Origin of the sequence: Streptomyces sp. NBC_01171, assembly GCF_045039805.1 — a bacterium.
Taxonomy (GTDB): Bacteria; Actinomycetota; Actinomycetes; order Streptomycetales; family Streptomycetaceae; genus Streptomyces.
In genome coordinates this window covers 3,389,508-3,409,976 of sequence record NZ_CP108609.1, presented here as the reverse complement: position 1 = coordinate 3,409,976, position 20,469 = coordinate 3,389,508, and the positions used below count along the sequence as shown (strand labels likewise).

The 20,469-nt window shown below is 71.2% G+C and carries 17 protein-coding genes and 1 riboswitch; of the genes, 8 read left to right on the top strand and 9 right to left on the bottom strand.

What is annotated here, in order from left to right; all coding sequences use genetic code 11:
- Window positions 1-10: 10 nt before the first annotated feature.
- Window positions 11-937 (top strand): HAD family hydrolase, encoded by a 927-nt coding sequence (locus OG448_RS15735; RefSeq protein ID WP_405554456.1) that lies wholly within the window; start codon window positions 11-13, stop codon window positions 935-937.
- A gap of 13 nt (window positions 938-950) precedes the next feature.
- Here OG448_RS15735 and cydD read toward each other — a convergent pair whose 3' ends face one another.
- The 4 genes from cydD to hisC form a co-directional block, all read right to left on the bottom strand.
- The gene (gene cydD, locus OG448_RS15730; protein ID WP_405554454.1) at window positions 951-4,487 is read right to left on the bottom strand and encodes a thiol reductant ABC exporter subunit CydD; all 3,537 of its coding nucleotides are present in this window, start codon (window positions 4,485-4,487) and stop codon (window positions 951-953) included.
- A gap of 59 nt (window positions 4,488-4,546) precedes the next feature.
- Window positions 4,547-5,551 carry a cytochrome d ubiquinol oxidase subunit II gene (gene cydB, locus OG448_RS15725; RefSeq protein WP_405554453.1) on the bottom strand — a complete coding sequence of 335 codons (1,005 nt, stop codon included), beginning with the start codon at window positions 5,549-5,551 and terminating at the stop codon, window positions 4,547-4,549.
- Window positions 5,552-5,567: 16 nt separating this feature from the next.
- Window positions 5,568-7,076, bottom strand: coding sequence for a cytochrome ubiquinol oxidase subunit I (locus OG448_RS15720; RefSeq protein ID WP_405554451.1), 1,509 nt, complete (start codon window positions 7,074-7,076; stop codon window positions 5,568-5,570).
- Window positions 7,077-7,284: 208 nt separating this feature from the next.
- Complete coding sequence (gene hisC / locus OG448_RS15715; protein WP_405554449.1) at window positions 7,285-8,370, bottom strand: histidinol-phosphate transaminase; 1,086 nt, start codon at window positions 8,368-8,370, stop codon at window positions 7,285-7,287.
- Between the two features lie 416 nt (window positions 8,371-8,786).
- Here hisC and OG448_RS15710 point away from each other — a divergent pair, with 416 nt between their 5' ends.
- The 3 genes from OG448_RS15710 to OG448_RS15700 all read left to right on the top strand — a co-directional run bounded on the left by OG448_RS15710 (window position 8,787) and on the right by OG448_RS15700 (window position 12,326).
- Window positions 8,787-9,899, top strand: coding sequence for a LacI family DNA-binding transcriptional regulator (locus OG448_RS15710; protein WP_130337776.1), 1,113 nt, complete (start codon window positions 8,787-8,789; stop codon window positions 9,897-9,899).
- 298 nt (window positions 9,900-10,197) lie between these two features.
- The gene (locus OG448_RS15705; protein WP_405554447.1) at window positions 10,198-11,271 is read left to right on the top strand and encodes a metallophosphoesterase; all 1,074 of its coding nucleotides are present in this window, start codon (window positions 10,198-10,200) and stop codon (window positions 11,269-11,271) included.
- Between the two features lie 194 nt (window positions 11,272-11,465).
- On the top strand, window positions 11,466-12,326 hold the full coding sequence (locus OG448_RS15700) for a hypothetical protein (RefSeq protein WP_405554445.1): 861 nt from the start codon (window positions 11,466-11,468) through the stop codon (window positions 12,324-12,326).
- Window positions 12,327-12,394: 68 nt separating this feature from the next.
- Here OG448_RS15700 and thiC read toward each other — a convergent pair whose 3' ends face one another.
- Window positions 12,395-14,200 (bottom strand): phosphomethylpyrimidine synthase ThiC, encoded by a 1,806-nt coding sequence (gene thiC, locus OG448_RS15695; RefSeq protein ID WP_405554443.1) that lies wholly within the window; start codon window positions 14,198-14,200, stop codon window positions 12,395-12,397.
- Window positions 14,193-14,365, bottom strand: a riboswitch (TPP riboswitch). It overlaps the preceding gene by 8 nt.
- Window positions 14,366-14,436: 71 nt before the next feature.
- On the opposite strand from thiC, the gene OG448_RS15690 reads away from it, so the two are divergent.
- Window positions 14,437-15,873: a YibE/F family protein gene (locus OG448_RS15690; RefSeq protein WP_405554441.1), complete on the top strand. Its 1,437-nt coding sequence runs from the start codon at window positions 14,437-14,439 to the stop codon at window positions 15,871-15,873.
- Between the two features lie 102 nt (window positions 15,874-15,975).
- Here the strand turns inward: OG448_RS15690 and OG448_RS15685 are convergent, their stop codons facing one another.
- The 4 genes from OG448_RS15685 to OG448_RS15670 all read right to left on the bottom strand — a co-directional run bounded on the left by OG448_RS15685 (window position 15,976) and on the right by OG448_RS15670 (window position 18,232).
- Window positions 15,976-16,413, bottom strand: a complete 438-nt coding sequence (locus OG448_RS15685; protein ID WP_030806138.1) for an SsgA family sporulation/cell division regulator — start codon at window positions 16,411-16,413, stop codon at window positions 15,976-15,978.
- Window positions 16,414-16,510: 97 nt separating this feature from the next.
- Window positions 16,511-17,368, bottom strand: a complete 858-nt coding sequence (locus OG448_RS15680) for an IclR family transcriptional regulator (protein ID WP_405554439.1) — start codon at window positions 17,366-17,368, stop codon at window positions 16,511-16,513.
- A gap of 203 nt (window positions 17,369-17,571) precedes the next feature.
- Window positions 17,572-17,784, bottom strand: a complete 213-nt coding sequence (locus tag OG448_RS15675; RefSeq protein WP_030806132.1) for a DUF5326 family protein — start codon at window positions 17,782-17,784, stop codon at window positions 17,572-17,574.
- Window positions 17,785-17,914: 130 nt separating this feature from the next.
- Window positions 17,915-18,232 carry a cupin domain-containing protein gene (locus OG448_RS15670; protein WP_030806129.1) on the bottom strand — a complete coding sequence of 106 codons (318 nt, stop codon included), beginning with the start codon at window positions 18,230-18,232 and terminating at the stop codon, window positions 17,915-17,917.
- Between the two features lie 59 nt (window positions 18,233-18,291).
- Between OG448_RS15670 and OG448_RS15665 the strand changes: the two genes are divergently transcribed.
- Genes OG448_RS15665 through OG448_RS15655 form a run of 3 tightly spaced genes read left to right on the top strand, consistent with a single transcriptional unit; the run spans window position 18,292 to window position 20,313 of the window.
- A complete protein-coding gene (locus OG448_RS15665; RefSeq protein WP_405554438.1) occupies window positions 18,292-18,669 on the top strand; it encodes a phage holin family protein in 378 nt (125 codons plus the stop codon).
- A 7-nt stretch (window positions 18,670-18,676) separates the two neighbouring features.
- A complete protein-coding gene (locus tag OG448_RS15660; RefSeq protein ID WP_405554437.1) occupies window positions 18,677-19,168 on the top strand; it encodes a low molecular weight protein-tyrosine-phosphatase in 492 nt (163 codons plus the stop codon).
- Window positions 19,165-20,313 carry a cystathionine gamma-lyase gene (locus OG448_RS15655; protein WP_405554435.1) on the top strand — a complete coding sequence of 383 codons (1,149 nt, stop codon included), beginning with the start codon at window positions 19,165-19,167 and terminating at the stop codon, window positions 20,311-20,313. Before OG448_RS15660 ends, OG448_RS15655 begins: the two co-directional genes overlap by 4 nt.
- Window positions 20,314-20,469: the final 156 nt, after the last annotated feature.

Sequence of the window (20,469 nt, the reverse complement as noted above, 5' to 3'; positions counted from 1 at the left end):
GTGCGCGCATATGCGCGAGAATGGCCGGGTGACCTCAGCGACCAGACGGCCGGGGACCCCGGCCTCCGAACAGCCGTCGGCCCCGTCCGGACGAGGAGGGGCCTCTCTCCCGCCGCCGCGCCTGATCGCCACCGACCTCGACGGCACCCTGCTGCGCGACGACCAGACCGTCTCCCCGCGGACCGTCGCCGCGCTGGCCGCGGCCGAGGAGGCGGGCGTCGAGGTCTTCTTCGTCACCGGCCGCCCGGCCCGCTGGATGGACGTCGTCAGCGAGCACGTGCACGGCCACGGCCTGGCGATCTGCGGCAACGGCGCCGCCGTGGTCGACCTGCACGGCGGACCCGGCGCCCACCGCTTCGTGAAGGTGCGCGAGCTGGCCAGGGAAAACGCCCTGAAGGCCGTCCAACTGCTGCGCGAAGCGGCCCCCGGCACCCTGTTCGCGGTGGAGCAGACCTACGGCTTCCACCAGGAGCCCGCCTATCCCAAGCTGCACATGGAGATCCCGGACACCCTGCGGCCCGCCGAGGAACTCCTCGCCCCGGACGGGGTCGCGGCGAGCCAGCCGGTGCTGAAGATCCTGGCCCACCACCCGGAGCTCGACCCGGACGCCTTCCTCACCCTGGCCCGGATCGCCATCGGCGGCCACGCCAACGTCACCCGGTCCAGCCCCAGCGCGCTGCTGGAACTGAGCGGACCCGGCGTCTCCAAGGCCAGCACCCTGGCCCTGTGCTGTGCCGAGCGCGGCATCTCGCACGAGGAGGTCGTCGCCTTCGGCGACATGCCGAACGACATCGAGATGCTGACCTGGGCCGGCCGCTCGTACGCCATGGGCAACGCCCACCCCGACACCCTGGCCGCCGCCACCGGCCGCACCCACGCCAACAACGAGGACGGCGTGGCCCGCGTGATCGAGGAGCTTCTCGCCGGACGAGTCTGACCGGACCCGCCGGTCACAGCACGACGAGGGCCTCCGCCTCGGCCTCTCGGCGGGCCATCGCGGCCAGCGGGCCGTCCACGGCGAGCAGCTCGGCGTAGGGGCCGCGCTGCGCCACGCGGCCCGCGTCCAGGACGAGCACCTCGTCGACGGCCGCGAGACCGGCGAGCCGGTGCGTGATCAGCAGCGTGGTGCGGCCCTCGGTCGCGGCCAGCAGGTCGTCGGTGAGGGCGTCCGCAGTGGGCAGGTCGAGGTGCTCGGCGGGCTCGTCCAGCACCAGCACCGGGAAGTCCGCGAGCAGCGCGCGGGCCAGCGCCAGCCGCTGCCGCTGGCCGCCGGACAGCCGGGCGCCGTGCTCGCCGACGTGTGTGTCCAGGCCCTCGGGGAGTCCGTCCACCCAGTCCAGCAGCCTCGCCCGCAGCAGGACGTCCCGCAGCTCGGCCTCGGTCGCGTCCTTCCGGGCGAGCAGCAGGTTCTCCCGGACGGTGCTGTCGAAGAGGTGGGCGTCCTGGGCGCACAACCCGACCAGCCGCCGTACCTCGTCGCCGTCCATCTCCTCCGCCGGCACCCCCGCCAGTGTGTACGCGCCCGAGCCGGGGTCCAGGAAGCGGAGCAGCACCTGGGCGAGGGTGGTCTTGCCGGAGCCCGAGGGGCCGACCACGGCGATCCGGCGGCCCCGGTCCAGCGTGAGGTCGAGCCCGTGGAGCGCGTCCCGGTGCTGGTCCTCGTAGCGGGCGGTCAGGTCCTTCACCACGAGCGGGAACGGCGAGGCGGGGGCCTCGCGCGGCTGCTCGGGCTCGTGGACCGGCACCGGGGCGTCCAGCACCTCGTAGACCCGCTCGGCGCTGCGGGCGACCCGCTGCCGGTAGCGGACGGCCAGCGGGAGGCCGAGCACGGCCTCGAAGGCGGCCAGCGGGGTGAGGACGACCACGGCCACCAGCACGCCGTGGATGCGGCCCGCGGCCGCCGCCTGCGCGCCGAGCAGTGCGGCGACGGTGACGGTCAGGCCCGAGATCAACGCGGTCAGGCCGTCACCGAGCGCGGTGACCCCGGCCGCGCGGGACGCGATCCGGGTGAGGGTGCCGTCGGCCTTCCGCGTGGCCGCCGTACGCGAGGGCAGCGCCCCGGCGACGGTCAGCTCGGCGGTGCCGGTGAGCAGGTCGGTGACGCGGGTGGCCAGCACACCCCGGGCGGGCGCCAGCCGTCGTTCGGTGCGCCGGGCCACGGCCGCCGTGATCAGCGGGACGCCGACACCGGCCAGCAGCAGGCCGACGGCGAGCGCGGCTCCCGCCTCGGGGAGCAGCCAGGCGGTGAAGCCGACCGAGGCGGCGGAGACGACGACCGCCACACCGGTGGGCAGCAGCCAGCGCAGCCAGTAGTCCTGGAAGGCGTCCACGTCGGCGACGAGCCGGCTGAGCAGATCGCCGCGCCGGGTGCCGCGCAGCCCGGCCGGGGCCAGCCGCTCGAGCCGCTTGTAGACGGCGACGCGGGTGTCGGCGAGCATACGCAGCACGGCGTCGTGCGACACCAGCCGCTCGCTGTACCGGAAGACCGCGCGGCCGATGCCGAAGAACCGGGTGGCCGTCACCGCGACCAGCAGATACAGCACCGGCGGCTGCTGGGAGGCGCGGGAGATCAGCCAGCCGGAGGTCGCCATCAGACCGACGGCGCAGCCGAGGGCGAGGCTGCCGAGCAGCAGGGCGAAGAGGAGCCGTCCGCGCCGGGCGGCGGCCACGGAGCGGACGCGAGCCAGGATGCCGCGCTCACGGGCCGTCGCCTCCTCGGGCGCGGGCTCGTCCCGGTCGTCGTCGGTGTCGTCCGGCTCGGGGAAGAAGGCTTCGCCGCCGGCGGGCTCGGGCACATGCGCGTCGAGCGTGGTGGCGGCGAGCTCGGCCATGACCGGCTCGGGAGCGGCGGCCGGCTCGGCCAGCTCCAGCCGCACGACCCGGTCCGCGACCTCCAGCAGGGCGGGCCGGTGCACGACGAGCAGGACCGTGCGGCCGACGGAGAGGCGTCGTACCGCCGCGACGACGTCGGCCTCGGTCGCGCCGTCCAGCGCGGCGGTGGGCTCGTCCAGCAGCAGCACCGGCCGGTCGGCGAGGAAGGCGCGGGCCAGGGCGAGCCGCTGCCGCTGACCTGCGGAGAGCCCGGCCCCGTCCTCACCGAGCACGGTGTCGGCGCCCGCGGGGAGCGCGTCCACGAATTCCTGTGCACCGGCGTCCGCCAGCGCCCGGCGTACGGCGGCGTCGTCCGCGTCGGGGCGGGCCAGGCGTACGTTCTCCGCGATGGTCCCGGCGTACAGGTGCGGCCGCTGCGGCACCCAGGCGATCTTGGAGCGCCACTCCTCCAGGTCGAGGTCGGCGAGGTCGGCGCCGCCGATAAGCACCTGGCCCTCGGTGGGCCGGACGAAGCCGAGGAGCACGCTGAGCAGAGTGGACTTGCCCGCGCCGCTCGGCCCGATCAGAGCCACGGTCTCGCCGGGTGCCACCGAGAAGGACACATCGGTGACGGCGTCCGCCGAGCGGCCGGGGTAGCGGACCGTCACGGAGTCGAAGGCCATGGAGCCGGCCGGGACGGGCGCGGTGCCGGTGGCCGGGACCGGCGTCTCCAGCACGGCGAAGATCTCCTCGGCGGCCGCCAGCCCCTCCGCCGCCGCGTGGTACTGCGCGCCCACCTGGCGCAGCGGGAGGTACGCCTCCGGGGCCAGGATCAGGATGACCAGGCCGATGTAGAGGTCCATCCCGCCGTGCACCAGCCGCATGCCGATGGTGACGGCGACCAGCGCGACGGAGAGCGTGGCCAGCAGCTCCAGGGCGAAGGAGGAGAGGAAGGCGATCCGCAGGGTCCGCATCGTGGCCCGGCGGTACTCGCCGGTGATCTTCCGGATGGACTCGGCCTGCGCCTTGGCCCGGCCGAACACCTTCAGGGTGGGCAGCCCCGCGACCACGTCCAGGAAGTGACCGGAGAGCCGGGACAGCAGCGACCACTGCCGGTCCATCCGGGACTGGGTGGCCCAGCCGATCAGCATCATGAAGACCGGGATGAGGGGGAGGGTGGCGACAATGATCGCCGCCGAGACCCAGTCCTCGGTGACGATCCGCGCCAGCACCGCCACCGGGACGACCAGGGCGAGCCCCATCTGCGGGAGGTACCGGGAGAAGTAGTCGTCCAGGGCGTCGACCCCGCGCGTGGCCAGGGTGACCAGCGAGCCGGTGCGCTGGCCGCTCAGCCAGCCGGGACCCAGCACGGCGGCACGCTCGACCAGCCGCTCCCGCAGCTCGGACTTCACGGCCGCGCTGGCCTTGTGCGCCGCCAGCTCGGTGAGCCAGGAGACCAGCGCCCGCCCGCAGGCCACACCGGCCAGCAGGGCCAGCGGCGTGACCAGGTCACTTGCCGACTTGCCCTGCTGGAAGGCTCCGACCACGACTTCGGCGATCAGCATGGCCTGAGCGATGACCAGGCAAGCACCGAGCCCGCCCAGGAGGACGACCGCCACGAGGAAGAAGCGCGTGGCACGGGCGTAGCGCAGAAGGCGGGGATCGATCGGTTTCACGTGAAACGTGTCCTTCAGTCCCGAGAGTGTGTTTCACGTGAAACATACCCTTGGGACGGTCAGTGTGCGGCTTCGGCGATGTGCTGGGTACCGATGCGCTTGCGGAACACCCAGTACGTCCAGCCCTGGTAGAGCATGACCAGCGGGGCGGCGATGCCGGCGCACCAGGTCATGATCTTCAAGGTGTACGGGCTCGACGAGGCGTTGGTGACCGTCAGGCTCCAGTCCGCGTCGAGGGTGGACGGCATCACGTTCGGGAAGAGCGACAGGAAGAGCATCGCCACGGCGGCCGCGATGGTCACCCCGGACAGTGCGAACGCCCATCCCTCCCGCACCCGCCAGATGGCACCCAGCGCGCCGACCAGGGCGACGGCCGCCACCACGAGGGCGACCAGGCTCGCGCCGTCCCCGCTGTGGAACTGCGTCCAGACCAGGAAGCCGAGCGCCAGGACGACGGTCACCGGGCCGAGGCGCAGCGCCAGCGTCCGGGCCCGCGCCCGGATGTCGCCGACGGTCTTGAGCGCCGTGAACACCGTCCCGTGGAAGGTGAACAGGGTGAGCGTCACCGCGCCGCCGAGCAGGGCGTAGGGGTTGAACAGGTCGACCAGACCGCCGACGTACTCGAAGTTCCGGTCGATCCGCACGCCCCGCACGATGTTCCCGAAGGCCACGCCCCACAGGAACGCCGGGATCAGCGAGGACCAGAAGATCGCCCACTCCCAGTTGCGCTGCCAGTTCTCCTCGGGCCGCTTGGCCCGGTACTCGAAGCCCACGCCCCGCACGATCAGGCAGACCAGGATGAGCAGCAGCGGCAGATAGAAGCCGGAGAACAGGGTGGCGTACCACTCCGGGAAGGCGGCGAAGGTCGCACCGCCCGCGGAGAGCAGCCACACCTCGTTGCCGTCCCAGACCGGGCCGATCGTGTTGATCAGCACCCGCCGCTCGGGCCGGTTCCGGGCGAGCAGCCGGGTCAGGACACCGACCCCGAAGTCGAACCCCTCCAGGAAGAAGTAGCCGGTCCACAGCACGGCTATGAGTACGAACCAGACGTCATGCAGTTCCATGGCTGTTCCCCCAGCGCTAGTACGAGAAGGCCATCGGCCGGTCGGCGTCGTGGTGGTCGCCGCCGATCTTCGTGGGCGGGTTGAGGTCGGCCTCGGTCAGCTCCGGGGGCCCGGCCTTGGCGTACTTGACCAGCAGCCGGACCTCGATGACCGCGAGGATCGCGTACAGCGCGGTGAAGACGGCCATCGAGATGGCGACCTCGGTCTGGGAGACACCGGGGGAGACCGCCTGGCGGGTCTGGAAAAGGCCGTAGACGACCCAGGGCTGGCGGCCCATCTCGGTGAAGATCCAGCCCCAGGAGTTGGCGATCAGCGGGAAGGCCATCGTCCAGGTGGCCACGCGCCAGAACCAGGGGGTGAGCTTCGGGCCCAGCGTCCGTTTCCCGAACAGCACCAGATGCGGCACCTCGTCGTCGCCGGTGCGCAGGTGCTGGGGCAGCAGGAACTTCTTCCGGGTCAGCCAGAGCCCGAGCGCCCCGAGGGTGAAGGAGGCCATGCCGAACCCGATCATCCAGCGGAAGCCCCAGTAGGCGACCGGGATGTTGGGCCGGTAGTCGCCGGGCCCGAACTTCTGCTGCTCGGCCTTGTTGACGTCGTTGATGCCGGGGACGTACGAGGTGAAGTCGTCGTTGGCGAGGAAGGACAGCAGGCCCGGCACCTCGATGGCGACGGTGTTGTGGCCCTTGTCCACGTCGCCGTAGGCGAACACCGAGAAGGGCGCGGGCTTCTGACCGTCCCACAGGGCCTCGGCGGCGGCCATCTTCATCGGCTGCTGCTTGAACATCACCTTGCCGAGCGTGTCGCCGCTGATGGCGGTGAGCAGGCCGGCGATCACCACGGTGACCAGGCCGAGCCGCAGCGAGGTCCGCATCACCTTGATGTGCCGGCGCCGGGCCAGGTGGTAGGCGGCCAGGCCCACCATGAAGGCGCCGCCGGTCAGGAAGGCCGCGGACAGGGTGTGGAACGCCTGGCTGAGCGCGGTGTTCTGGGACAGCACGGCCCAGAAGTCGGTCAGTTCGGCGCGCCCCCGCTCCTTGTTGATCCGGAAGCCGACGGGGTGCTGCATCCAGGAGTTGGCCGCGAGGATGAAGTACGCCGAGAGGATCGTGCCGAGCGAGACCATCCATATGCAGGCCAGGTGGATCTTCTTCGGCAGCTTGTCCCAGCCGAAGATCCACAGCCCGATGAAGGTCGACTCGAAGAAGAAGGCGATCAGCGCCTCGAAGGCCAGCGGGGCGCCGAAGATGTCCCCGACGAAGCGCGAGTACTCCGACCAGTTCATGCCGAACTGGAACTCCTGCACGATGCCGGTGACCACGCCCATCGCGATGTTGATCAGGAAGAGCTTGCCCCAGAACTTGGTGGCCCTGAGGTAGACCTCCTTCTCCGTGCGCACCCAGGCCGTCTGGAGCCCGGCCGTGAGCGCGGCCAGGGAGATCGTCAGAGGGACGAACAGAAAGTGATAGACGGTGGTGATGCCGAACTGCCAGCGCGCCAGGGTCTCCGGCGCCAGCGCCAGTTCCACGTCGTCACCCCTCCTTACTTCGCCGTTCCGGTGCGGCCTTCGCCGCTTATGCCCCCCACATATGGAGCAATCCGGTCGGAGCTTGTGAAAGCGTTCACATTCACAAGCCATTATGGCGCACACGCATTCGGCAGCCGAAAGGGGGGCCCTACGACGAAGGACCCCACCGGACGGCGGGGCCCTTCAGCTCATCGACGGGAGGCCGGCGTCAGCCCGCCACCTCGCGGCGGAACGCCTCCGCCGCCTTCAGGAACAGGTCGTTCGCCTCGGTCTCCCCGACCGTCACCCGCACGCCCTCGCCGGCGAACGGCCGCACCACCACCCCGTGGTCCTCGCACGCCGCCGCGAACTCCATGGTCCGCTCCCCCAGCCGCAGCCACACGAAGTTGGCCTGCGTCTCCGGCACCGTCCAGCCCTGCGCGCGCAGTGCGTCGACCACCCGGGCGCGCTCGCACACCAGCGAGCCGACCCGGCCCAGCAGCGCGTCCTCGGCCTGGAGCGAGGCGATCGCCGCCTCCTGCGCGACATGGCTGACGCCGAACGGCACCGCCGTCTTGCGCAGCGCGGCCGCCACCGGCTCGTGCGCGATGGCGAAACCGACCCGCAGCCCGGCCAGCCCGTACGCCTTGGAGAAGGTGCGCAGCACGCAGACGTTCGGCCGCTCCCGGTACAGCTCGACACCGTCGGGCACCTCGGGGTCGCGGATGAACTCCCGGTACGCCTCGTCCAGCACCACCAGCACGTCCTTCGGCACCCGGTCGAGGAACCGTTCCAGCTCGGCCCGCCGCACCACGGTGCCGGTCGGGTTGTTGGGGTTGCAGACGAAGATCAGCCGGGTCCGCTCGGTGATCGCGTCCGCCATCGCGTCCAGGTCGTGCACATCGCCCGGCGTGAGCGGCACCTGCACGGGCGTGGCGCCGCTGATCCGCGTGATGATCGGGTACGCCTCGAAGGAGCGCCAGGCGTAGATCACCTCGTCGCCCGGTCCGCTGGTCGCCTGCACCAACTGCTGGGCCACACCGACCGAGCCGGTGCCCGTGGCCAGGTGCGAGACCGGGACGCCGAAACGCTCCGCCAGCTCGGCCATCAGGCCGCCGCACGCCATGTCGGGGTAGCGGTTGAACTCGGCGAGGGCCGCCGCGACCCGCTCCATGACACCGGGCAGCGGGGGATAGGGGTTCTCGTTGGAGGACAGCTTGTAGGCGGCCGGACCGTCGGCCGAGGCGGGCCTGCCCGGCTTGTAGGTGGGGATACCCTCCAGCTCGGCGCGCAGCTTGGGGCTCGTCTCGCTCACCGCAGTCCTCCTCGCGACCACCGGCGGACCGTCGACGCCGCCGGCATCCAATGCTCCTCACCTTATGAGGATTCGGCTCGCTTGCGTACCGGTGCGCCGCCCTTCCACGACGCCGGGGCGTCCTGGGCCGCGCCGGGCGACTGGCTGCGCTTTAGGGGGCGCACCGCGCATTTGTCCATGCGCCGGTGGCTCGCGCCGTAGCGCGCATCCCCCGTGAAGGTGAGTTGAGACCTCTTCGAAACATGGGGCACTTGGCAGGCCCACGCGCGTCGACAAGACACGTCCTGCCATCGGACCGGCCAACTGACTTGCTTTCAAAGGCGGTTGGAGCCTGACGACCATGCAGAAACGTGCCTGTCAACGCATGCATATGCGTCCGCCCTACCCCACCACAAGAGCCCTACTATCGGCTCGCCATGACAGCAGCAGGGAAGCACCAGGTGAGCCGCGCGGAAACCTCCCGGCGGGGCAGCCGGCCGGGACGGGCCGGCATCAGAGACGTGGCCGCCGCCGCCGGGGTCTCCATCACGACCGTCTCCGACGCCCTCAACGGCAAGGGGCGGCTCCCGGATGCCACCCGCCGCCATGTCCGCGAGGTCGCGGACCGACTGGGCTACCGGCCCTCGGCCGCCGCCCGCACCCTCCGTACCGGCAAGTCCGGCCTGATCGGCCTGACCGTGACGACGTACGGGGATGAACCTTTCACCTTCACGGAGTTCGCGTACTTCGCCGAGATGGCGCGGGCCGCCACCTCCGCCGCGCTCGCCCGCGGGTACGCCCTCGTCATCCTGCCCGCGACCTCCCGGCACGACGTGTGGTCCAACGTCGCGCTGGACGGCACGGTCGTCATCGACCCCTCCGACCAGGACCCGGTCGTCAGCGAACTGGTCCGGCAGGGTTTACCGGTCGTCTCCGACGGCCGCCCGGCCGGCTCCCTCCCGGTCACCGCCTGGGTCGACAACGACCACGAGGCCGCCGTCCTCGGCATCCTCGACCACCTCGCCGCCGCCGGAGCCCGCCGCATCGGCCTGCTCACCGGCACCACGACGGACACGTACACACACCTGTCCACCACCGCCTACCTGCGCTGGTGCGAGCGGGTCGGCCAGGACCCGGTCTACGAGGCGTACCCCGCGCACGACCCGTGCGCGGGCGCCGTCGCCGCCGACCGGCTGCTCGCCCGCCCCGACCGCCCGGACGCCGTCTACGGCCTCTTCGACCCCAACGGCACGGACCTGCTCGCAGCCGCCCGGCGCTACGGCCTGCGCGTCCCGGAAGACCTGCTGCTGGTCTGCTGCAGCGAGTCCACCGTGTACGCGACCACCGAGCCGCCCATCACCACGCTCTCGCTGAAGCCGCGCCGCATCGGCACGGCGGTCGTGCAGCTCCTCATCGACGCCATCGAGGGGGTCGAGTCGGACCAGCCGGTCGAGCAGGTGATACCGACGGAACTGATCGTGCGCACCTCCTCCCAGCGCCGCCCGCCGCGCACCACGGTCAGCCCGCCGCGGGCGCCGGAGCGGGACTGACGGAAACCGGCCCGAGGGGGGTCGGAGGGGTCCGCGAGGCGTGGCGGGGGTCTGCCGCGCCTCGTCGAACCGGGGCGGACGACCGCCCGGCGGGCCCCCGATCCCGAGCGGGCAACCGGCCGGACTCCTGCCCAATCGGGACGAAAGCCCCCGTGATCAGGGACCTCACCGTGATTCACCACCCCTGGGTCATCACATGGCGCGACGCGCATTCCTATGATGGGCGCACGACACCGCGGGCCGCTGCGACCAGGCAGTCCGAAGCGGTGCAGCTTCGGCGCGATGGTGGAGGGGTCTGATGACTCAGGGGGCCGGTCTGGGACCCGAGACGGAGCGTACGGCGACGTTGCGCGACTTCCGGGTGCCCGCGTACGTCCATGAGACCGGTCCGTACGCCGACGTGCACCCCGGTGACGTCGTCCCTCCGCACGAGGAGGAGCACCCCGACGGGTACACCCCGACCGAGCGCGACCTGCCGGTCATCCAGCGCGGCGACACCCTTCCGCCGCCCGTCGAGCCCGCTCCCGCCCCGGCGCCGCAGCCCGAAGCAGGTCCTGGCCCGCTGTTCGTCGTGGGCGACGTCCACGGCTACATCGAGGAGCTGCTGAGCGCGCTGCGGGAGAAGGGCCTGGTCGACGAGGACGGCCAGTGGTGCGCGGGCACCGCCCGGCTGTGGTTCCTCGGCGACTTCACCGACCGGGGCCCGGACGGCATCGGCGTCATCGATCTCGTGATGCGGCTGTCCGCCGAGGCCGCGGCGGCCGGCGGCTACTGCAAGGCGCTCATGGGCAACCACGAGCTGCTGCTGCTGGGCGCCAAGCGGTTCGGCGACACCCCGGTCAACTCCGGCGCGGGCACCGCCACCTTCCAGGCGGCCTGGCTGCTCAACGGCGGCCAGAAGACCGACATGGACCGTCTCCAGGACCACCACCTGCAGTGGATGGCCCGGCTCGACGCGGTCGAGGAGGTCGACGGCCATCTGCTGCTCCACTCCGACACCACCGCCTACCTCGACTACGGTGACTCGATCGAGGCGGTCAACGACACCGTCCGCGAGGCGCTGACCCGCAACGACGCGGACGAGGTCTGGGACCTGTTCCGCAAGTTCACCAAGCGCTTCTCCTTTCGCGACGAGGGCGGCGCCGACGCCGTGCGGTCCCTCCTGGATACGTACGGCGGCTCCCGGGTCGTTCACGGCCACAGCCCGATCCCCTACCTGCTCGGCCAGGTCGGTTCCGAGGAGGGCGAGGAGCGGGGCGAGCCCCACGTCGAGGGTCCGCACGTCTACGCCGACGGCCTCGCCATCGCCATGGACGGCGGCGTGACCATGGCCGGAAAGCTGCTGGTCCAGCAACTCCCGCTGGGCGCCTGACCCTTCACCGCGCCGCCCGGCACCGGACCGGGACGGCGCGGAACCGGCATCGGGCATCGCCGCAATTTCCGGCAACCCCCTGTCTCCGTGCGGTATGACAGCTCTACCATCGGCTTATCCGTAGCAGGCTCCCCTCCGTTTCTGCCCGACGGCTCGTCCCCATGCGAGCCCCAAGCCCTACGGAGCATCGGGGGATGCACATGAACAGCGTTCCGCAGCACCTGCTGAGCGAGGACCGCCGGGAATTCGAGCGGCTCCTCGATGAGGCGCTGCGCTCCGCACCCGAACACCCGGAGCTGTCCGCCGTCGGACAGCGGCTCAACCCCGAGCAGTTGCGCACGATGGCGCTCAGCGCCACGGCTCTCATCACGGCGGCCGCCGCCGCCGAGTACCAGCACTACGTCAAGGCCCGCGAGGAACTGCGCCATCCGGCACCGGCCGCCGAGACGGCCGTCACCGAAACCGCCCCGGCGGAGGCGGAGTCGGGCGCCCTCGGGCTCGCCGCCGCCCTAGGTGAGACGGCCGAGGCCGCCGGTGCGGGCGCCAGCGCGATGGTCGCCGTCCTCGCCCCCGTGCTCGCGGGGACGGCCGCCGTGATCTTCCTGCTGGTCGGCTACATCCTGCGGATGGTCGCCCCCGGCCAGCAGTTCGGCCGGACCATGGTCACCGTCGGCTGGGTCTTCGGCGCCGTGACGGCGGCGGCGATCCTGGCCGCCGGGGTGGCGCTGCTGCTCACCGCGCTGCGCAACAGCTCCTCCGCCGAGGCCGCCGCCCAGGCGGAGGCCCGCGAGGCGGTGGCGAGGGCACAGGAGGAGTGGCGGGACGCCCTGCTGGAACGCGGCATCCTGCCCTTCCTCCGGGACGCCCTCGCCCAGCCCGGCGCCCCCGCCGCCCAGCCCCTGCCGGCCCCCGGCCCGAGCCGGATGCCGCGCCTGGGCTACGGCCGCCCCGGCTTCACCAGCCCCGACGACGGCACGGCCACCGACCGGCCCCGCTTCAGCAGCCCGGACTACTCGAGCCCGGACTTCGGCGGCCCGGAACACCAGCCGGACTAGCAGCCCGGCCGGTGCCCGGTCCGGCTAGGGGGCGTCTCGTTGACCATGACTGATCAACGAGGCACCCTCTAGGACCGGTCGTCCGCGATCGGCAGGTAGACCCGGTTGCCCTTGGCCGCGAACTCCAGGGACTTCCTCGCCATGCCCTCCTCGATCTCGGCCCGGTTGCCGCCGTGTTCGCGCCGGATGTCCTGCGAGATCTTCATGCTGCAGAACTTCGGCCCGCACATGGAGCAGAAGTGGGCCGTCTTGGCGGGTTCCGCCGGCAGCGTCTCGTCGTGGAACTCCCGTGCCGTGTCCGGGTCCAGGGCGAGGTTGAACTGGTCCTCCCACCGGAACTCGAAGCGGGCGTCCGAGAGCGCGTCGTCCCACTCCTGGGCGCCGGGGTGCCCCTTGGCGAGGTCGGCCGCATGGGCGGCGATCTTGTAGGTGATGACGCCGGTCTTGACGTCGTCCCGGTTCGGCAGGCCCAGGTGCTCCTTGGGCGTGACGTAGCAGAGCATCGCCGTGCCCCACCAGGCGATCATCGCGGCGCCGATACCGGAGGTGATGTGGTCGTAGGCCGGTGCGACGTCGGTGGTCAGCGGGCCGAGCGTGTAGAACGGAGCTTCATCGCAGATCTCCTGCTGAAGGTCGATGTTCTCTTTGATCTTGTGCATCGGGACGTGACCGGGGCCCTCGATCATCGTCTGTACATCGAAACACCTGGCGATCCGGTTGAGTTCTCCGAGCGTGCGCAACTCCGCGAACTGCGCCTCGTCGTTGGCGTCCGCGATCGACCCGGGCCGCAGACCGTCACCGAGCGAGTAGGTGACGTCGTAGGCGGCGAGGATCTCGCAGAGCTCCTCGAAGTTCTCGTACAGGAACGACTCCTTGTGGTGCGCCAGGCACCAGGCGGCCATGATCGAGCCACCGCGCGAGACGATGCCGGTCTTCCGGTTCGCCGTGAGCGGGACGTACGGCAGCCGCACACCGGCGTGCACCGTCATGTAGTCCACGCCCTGTTCGGCCTGCTCGATCACCGTGTCCTTGTAGATCTCCCAGGTCAGCTCCTCGGCCCGGCCGTCGACCTTCTCCAGCGCCTGGTAGAGCGGCACGGTGCCGATGGGCACGGGGGAGTTGCGCAGCACCCATTCGCGGGTGGTGTGGATGTTGCGGCCGGTGGAGAGGTCCATGACCGTGTCCGCGCCCCAGCGGGTCGCCCACGTCATCTTCTCCACCTCCTCCTCGATCGAGGAAGTGACCGCCGAATTGCCGATGTTGGCGTTGACCTTCACCAGGAACCGCTTGCCGATGATCATCGGCTCGATCTCCGGGTGGTTCACATTGGCGGGCAGCACGGCGCGGCCCGCCGCGATCTCGTCGCGGACCACCTCGGGAGCGACGTTCTCCCGGAGCGCCACGAACTCCATCTCGGGCGTGATCTCCCCCTGGCGGGCGTACGCGAGCTGCGTGACCGCCCGGCCCGCGCGCCCCCGCCGGGGCTGGCGGGGCCGTCCCGGAAAGACGGCGTCCAGGTTGCGCAGCCCGCCACGCGGCGAGGTGTGCTTGATCCCGTCGTCCTCGGGGCGGGCCGGACGGCCCGCGTACTCCTCGGTGTCGCCACGGGCGACGATCCAGTTCTCCCGCAACGGGGCGAGCCCCCGGCGGACATCGGTGTCGGTTTCCGGATCGGTGTACGGGCCGGAGGTGTCGTACAGCGTGACCGACCGCCCGTTGGTGAGGTGCACCTGACGGACCGGCACGCGCAGGTCGGGGCGCGAACCCGCGACATACGCCTTGTGCCAGCCGATGGACTTCCCGGCCTCCTCGCCCGACGAGCTGTTCGTCGCGTTCTGTGTGGAGGCAGGCGTGCGTGCGTCCTTGTTGGTCATGAGACCTACTCCCTACGCCGGCATTACCCGGTAACAGGTTCGGCGGTCGACGCAGCGATTCCCGTCCGCAGATGTTCCCGTTGAACCACGTTCCACGTGAAACATCGCAACGACGGAGGTCAGCGCCCTCTCAGCCCGGTGCTCCGAGCTCCCGCGTGTGCAAAGGTGCCTCCACGCTAGCGCCCCATGTGACGGGATGAACAGTGGGCCTCCCCGGTTCTTGCAATGATCGGGCCGTGACCACGACGCAGCAGCCTCCCTATCCTCCTCCCGGCCCGGCCCACCGGCCCGGCTCCGGACCAGGTCCCGGCGACGGGAGTGGACGTGGGCACGGCGGGCACGGGCATGGCGGGCACGGCTCGGGAGGCGGGCACGGCCACTCCCACAGTCACGGCCCGGCCGCGCCGGTCTCCCAGCATCTGCGCAAGGTCATCGCGGCCATCCTGATCCCGTTCAGCGCGGCCGTCGTCGTGGGTCTGGTGGTGCTGTGGCCCGGAGGCGCGCCCCCGCACCAGCGCACCGGCGTGGGCTTCGACCGCCAGACGCAACAGGCCACCGTCACCCAGGTCACCTCGGTGAGCTGCCAGGTGGGCGGCGCGGGCGGGCGGGCCCCCGTCAGCGATCCCTCCGCCACGGGCACCGGTCCGGCCACCCAGGAGGACAAGAAGGGCCCCTGCAGGAAGGCGACGGTCCGGGTCGACACCGGCAAGGACCGGGGCCGTACCTTCACCGAGCTGGTGCAGCCGGACCAGACCCGGCAGTTGCACCAGGGCGACAAGGTCGTGGTCGCCTACGAGCCCAAGGCGCCGAAGGAGCTCCAGTACGCGGTCACCGATCTGGACCGCAAGTTCCCCATGGCACTGCTCGCCGGGATCTTCGCGGTCGCCGTCGTGGTGGTGGGCCGGCTGCGCGGCGTCATGGCGCTGGTGGCCCTGGCGGTCAGCTTCCTGGTGCTGACCCTGTTCATCCTGCCCGCGGTGCTCCAGGGCTCGGACCCGCTGCTGGTGGCCGTGGTCGGGTCGAGCGCGATCATGCTCATCGCCCTGTACATGTGCCACGGCCTCTCCGCCCGGACCTCCGTGGCGGTGCTCGGCACCCTGGTCTCGCTGCTGCTGATCGGCGTCCTCGGCTCGCAGTTCATCGGCTGGGCCGCACTCACCGGCAACACGGACGACAACACCGGCCTGATCCACGGGCTCTACCCGTCGATCGACATGAGCGGTCTGCTGCTCGCGGGCGTCATCATCGGCTCGCTGGGCGTGCTGGACGATGTGACGGTCACCCAGACCTCGGCCGTGTGGGAACTGCACGAGGCCAACCCCTCGATGGGCTGGCGCGGGCTGTACCGGGCGGGAATCCGCATCGGCCGCGACCACATCGCATCCGTCGTCAACACCCTGGTCCTCGCCTACGCGGGCGCCGCGCTGCCTCTACTGCTGCTGTTCTCCATCGCGCAGAGCGGCGTGGGCACCGTGGCCACCAGCGAGCTGGTCGCGGAGGAGATCGTGCGCACGCTGGTCGGCTCGATCGGCCTGGTCGCCTCGGTACCGGTCACCACCGCGCTCGCCGCCCTGGTCGTCTCGGCCGACCGTCCCGCGGCCGGTACGGCGGCTCCGGCGGGCGCCCAGCCCGTCGCGGCGTCGGGCGGCCGGGGGCGGCGCCGGAAGCGCTGAGCGGGGCGCCGGGGGGTGCCGGACCCCGAACCCTTGCAGAAGCGTTTCTTCAAAGGTTCCCGGAGCCCGGTCGAGCGCTCGGCTCCCCTCGGCCCCGCCGCTTCAGCCCGCGCTCTGCTCCTCGGCCAGGATGCGGCCCAGCGCCTCGTCGAGGTGGGTGTCGAAGTCGGCCAGCGCACCCTCCTGCCCGAGCGGCACCAGCTTGTCGGTGCGGTCGAGGAACGCCACGAGCGGCGGCGTCGAGGAGCGGAACAGCGCCTGGTCGCCACCCACCTGAAGCCGGATCAGCACCTCGCCCAGCACCTCGCAGTCGACGGGGGAGATGTGCACATCCCCCTCGCCGCACGGCCGGCCGACCCCGTCGATCATCAACTCCCGGCCGAAGACCCAGGTCACCGGGGCGTCACCGGGCAGATGGAAGGTGAGCCGCACCGCATAGGGATCACTCGTCTCGTAGCGCAACTCCACCGGAATTCGGAAGGAAAGCTCCTCCGAGACGAGGAAGCTCATCATGACTTCTGCCTGTACGGACTCGCGCATCGCCTACCCCGTCATAAGACATCGACTGGCCGGGTTTAATCCCTGACTGGGGTCAAATCTAGCTGAACGTACATGGCAGATCACAAGGAGTGAGTTTTCAGATGCTGATAGAGAGCGCCAGCGCGCCCATGTGACGGCCCATTTCCGTCTGCAACCTCCTTGTCATGCGCGGCAGTTGATCTTCCTGATGAGCCGGGAGCGAAATCGCCATCGTCGCGGCGGTTGTACCGACAGTGATCGGCACCGCCGCACAGACCGCGCCAAGGGCGTACTCCTGCCGCTCCACCACCGGTTCCATGCGCCGGGTCCTGGCCAGCCGCCTGAGCAGGGCATCGTTGTCGCGGACCGTGTAGGGGGTGAGGGAGCGCACCGGGTAGCGCGCGAGGTGGTCGCGGCGGGCGTCGTCGTCCAGTTGGGAGAGCAGGCATTTCCCGACGGCGTGGGCGTGTCCCGTCTCGCGGAAGTCGGCCCACTCCGCGACCGCGGGTGTCTCCCGCGAGTCGGCCACGCACATGACCTCGATCTCGCCGTCCCGGTACATCGCGTAGTACACCGGGGTGCCGATCCGATCGCGCCAGTGCGCGAGAGTGTCGGCCACCGTGCTGCGACGTTTCTGCTGCGCTCCGCTGCTACTGAGCCGGTCCGCCGCGTCGCCGAGGAAGAACCGCCCCTTGTCCCGGCGCAGATAGCCCTCGTGTACCAGGGTGCGCAGCAGGTGGTACGCCGTGGGGAGCGCGAGGCCCGTCTCGCGGGCCAGTTGCTTGGCGGGGGCGCCGTACTCGTGCGCGGCGACCGTCTCCAGCAGGCGCATCGCGCGCTGGACTGACCCGATGAGGGTCGCGGAGTGCTTGTCGGGGGCGGTGGCGGCGGGTGGCCGCTGCATCGGGGGCGCGCAGGACCGCGCCGGAGCCGGGGGTGCGTGGGGTCCTGCCGGGGCGGTGTCGACCGTGGCCAAGGAGTTACTCCCGAAGCGCGGAGGTGGGGGCGGCCCGTGCGGGGTGGACACGGGTGGGGTGCGTGCCGCCCGTGGGGTTCGGGGCCCCACGGGAGTTCCGGACTCTAACCGTCCACCACCGCGCGCGGACGGCCTGCCGGGGAAACTTCCCTCCCCCGAGGGAACCGGCGTTCCGTGTTACCGCTCCCCGTCGCCCCCGCGCGTCACCAGTCGCCGCGCGAGGAGGAACCCGCCGTGAACTTCCGCACCACGTAGATGAGTCCGCCGACCAGGGCGACGAAGAGCAGGAGCTTGAACAGCAGCCCGATCAGGAAGCCGACCACGGTCGCTATCAGGCCGCCGAACACCACCAGCGCGATGACCGGCACCGCGACCCACTTCACCCACCACGGCAAGCCCGTGAAGATCTCTCGCATCGCCTCGTCCTTTGCGCTAGCGGTTCTCGATGTCCCGCTTCGATGCTAGGGCCGGCGAGGGCCTCCGTGGGGGTCTCGCACCCCTTGTCGTCCCCTGATCCATCCCCTAGGGAACCCTGAGACCCGACCCTCACCCCTCAGGGGGAGAGAACACCACCAGGACCCGCAGATCCTCGCTGATGTGGTGGAACTTGTGGGACACACCCGCGGGCACGTAGACCACGCTGCCCCGCGCGACCTCGGTGGTCTCCAGCCCGACCGAGACCGAGGCCCGGCCACTGACCACGAAGTACACCTCGTCCTGGAGGTGGGGTTTCTGCGGGTCGTGGGAGCCGGCGTCGAGCGCGTACAGACCGACCGACATGTTCCGCTCCCGCAGGAACTGGAGGTAGGCGCCCTCGTTCGCGGCGCGCTCCGCCTCCAGATCGTCCAGCCGGAATACCTTCATCGCCGTCGTCCGCCCTTGCCGCGCCGCCCACTCTGTTCTGGTCTGCAACGATCAGACACATGAAGAATCTCCTAGTCAAGACGATCGCCAACGCGGGCGCCCTCGCGGTCGCCGTGTGGCTCCTCGACAAGATCACCCTCACCGGTGACAGCACGGGCAAGAAGGTCGGCACGCTGATCGTGGTCGCGCTGATCTTCGGGTTGGTGAACCTTCTGGTCAAGCCGCTGGTGAAGGTGCTCACCTTCCCCCTGTTCATCCTGACCCTCGGCCTGATCACCCTCATCGTCAACGCGCTGATGCTGCTGCTGACCTCGTGGGTGTGCGGGCAGCTCAACCTGAGTTTCCACGTGGAGGGGTTCTGGACGGCCGTGCTCGGCGGTCTGATCATCTCCATCGTCTCCTGGGCGCTGAACCTCGTCCTGCCCGACGAGGACTGATCCGGTCATGGCCTACCGCGTCTGTTTCGTGTGCACCGGCAACATCTGCCGCTCCCCGATGGCCGAGTCGGTCTTCCGGGCGCGCGTCGCCGAGGCTGGTCTCGACGGTCTGATCGAGGCCGACAGCGCCGGCACCGGAGGCTGGCACGAGGGCGACGCCGCCGACCCGCGCACCGTGTCGGTCCTCGATGAGCACGGCTACGGCACCGAGCACATCGCGCGGCAGTTCCAGCCGTCCTGGTTCGGCCGGCTCGACCTCGTGATCGCCCTCGACACCGGCCACCTCAAGGCCCTACGCCGCCTCGCCCCCACCGAGGAGGACGCCCGCAAGGTGCGCCTGCTGCGCTCCTACGACCCGGCGGCAGGCGCCGACCTCGACGTACCGGACCCGTACTACGGTGGCCGCGACGGCTTCGAGGAGTGCCTTGAGATGGTGGAGGCGGCGAGCGCCGGACTGCTCGACTCCGTACGCGAACATCTGGAGGAACGGCCCGTATGAACGACACTGCCGCGCACCCGGACTCCCCCGGCGACGGCACGCGCGCCGTCCGCGCCGGTCTCCCCGAGCCGGTGAAGCACGAGCCGACCCTGCCGGGGCCGGTCTTCGCCGCGCACTTCCACCTGCCCGGCGAGGTGAGCGGCCCGTACTCCTACGGCCGCGACGGCAACCCCACCTGGACCCTGCTGGAGCGGGCCATCGGCGAGCTGGAGGCGCCCGGCGCCGACGACGCCGAGACGCTGGTGTTCGCCTCCGGCATGGCGGCCATCTCCGCGGTCCTCTTCTCCCAGCTCAGGACCGGCGACACGGTGGTGCTGCCCTCGGACGGCTACCAGGCGCTCCCCCTGGCCCGGGCCCAGCTCGAGGCGTTCGGCATCGAGGTGCGCACCGCGCCCACCGGAGGCGACGCCCAGCTCGACGCGCTCGACGGGGCGAAGCTGCTGTGGATCGAGTCGCCGTCCAACCCGGGGCTCGACGTGTGCGACATCCGGCGGCTGGTGAAGGAGGCCCACGCCCGCGGCGCGCTGGTGGCCGTGGACAACACCCTCGCCACGCCGCTCGGGCAGCGTCCGCTGGAGCTGGGCGCCGACTTCGCCGTGGCCAGCGGCACCAAGCAGCTCAGCGGGCACGGCGACGTTCTGCTGGGGTACGTCGTCGGCCGCGCGGGCGAGGCGATGGACGCGGTGCGCCGCTGGCGGAAGATCGTCGGGGCCATCCCCGGCCCGATGGAGGCGTGGCTCGCCCACCGCTCGATCGCCACGCTCCCGCTCCGCGTCGACCGGCAGAACGCCACGGCGCTCGCGGTGGCCGAGGCGCTGCGCGAGCGTCCCGAGGTCTCCGGCCTGCGGTATCCGGGGCTGCCCGACGACCCGTCGCACGAGGTCGCCGCGCGGCAGATGCGCCGCTTCGGCTGCGTGGTCTCCTTCACGCTGCCCACGCGCGAGCGCGCCGAGCGTTTCCTGGAGGCGTTGCGGCTGGTCGAGGACGCGACGAGCTTCGGCGGGGTGCGCTCCACGGCCGAGCGGCGCGGCCGCTGGGGCGGGGACGCGGTGCCGGACGGATTCATCCGCATGTCGGTCGGGGCCGAGGACGCCGAGGACCTGGTGGCCGACGTGCTGCGAGCCCTGAACGAGTCCGCGGACTGAAGGCGGTGCGGACGGTCCGAGCCTCCCCCCTCGTGGCTCGGACCGTCCCGGTTCCGCGCGCGAAGAACCGCGCGAACAAGGCTAGTTGACCCTGCGTCAGTGTCCAATCACGGTAACGACAGAGACCTATCGACTTATTTATAGTTGGGGCCTGCC